Genomic DNA, 657 nt, shown 5'->3' on the forward strand with positions numbered 1-657 from the left:
GCTGGAGCCGATCGGCGCCGACCTCTGGGCCCTGCCCTGCCCGCGCGCGCTGGATCACACGCCGCCCGGCGACTGGACCCTGGCGTTCCGGCGCGACGCCGCGGGGGCGGTCAGCGGTGTCGAGGTCGGCTGCTGGCTGGCGCGGCGGTTGGAATACAGGCGTCTGGGCGATTGATTGTCGGCCTGGACGACCGTGGGTAGACTCACGCCGGATCGGGTCGAGGAACGCCGGATGACCGCCTTCGTATCCAGCTTGCCCCGCGCGGGGGCCGGGTGGTGAGCGCAGCGGCCTCCCCCATGGAGGCGGTGCCCCGCCTCATCATCCCGGCCGGGCCGCGTTTCGCGGGGGTGGGGGCGGAATTCGTGCGCGGCACCGCCCTGGCGGGCGGGATCGAGGTGCCGCTGGCGGAACGCCTGGCGCTGATCGCGGAAGAAGTGCTGGGCACCACGGCGGACGCCGCCGGGCCGGTCGGGCTGGCGGTGCAGGACCGTCGCCACGCCGTGCGGCTGCTGGTGGAGATCGCCCGCGCGGATGAGGTGAACCTGGCGGGGCTGGACCAGAGCCACGCCACGGATCTCGAGGATTTCGAGCAGGTCGGCCTGTATCTCGCCGCCAGGCTGGCGGAACGGCTGACGACGGCATTGACCGGCAAGGGC

General features: G+C 73.7%; 2 protein-coding genes. Both read left to right on the forward strand.

Annotated features, from left to right (window positions below; all coding sequences use genetic code 11):
- The first annotated feature begins 10 nt into the window (after positions 1-10).
- Entirely contained in the window at positions 11-175 is a 165-nt protein-coding gene (locus tag ACLD7X_RS17720; RefSeq protein WP_411425009.1) for a hypothetical protein, read from the forward strand.
- A gap of 101 nt (positions 176-276) precedes the next feature.
- The coding region (locus tag ACLD7X_RS17725; protein ID WP_425625454.1) for a hypothetical protein at positions 277-657 on the forward strand (381 nt) is incomplete at its 3' end.

The organism is Aphanothece microscopica RSMan92 (assembly GCF_046613545.2).
Lineage (GTDB): Bacteria > Cyanobacteriota > Cyanobacteriia > PCC-6307 > Cyanobiaceae > NIES-981.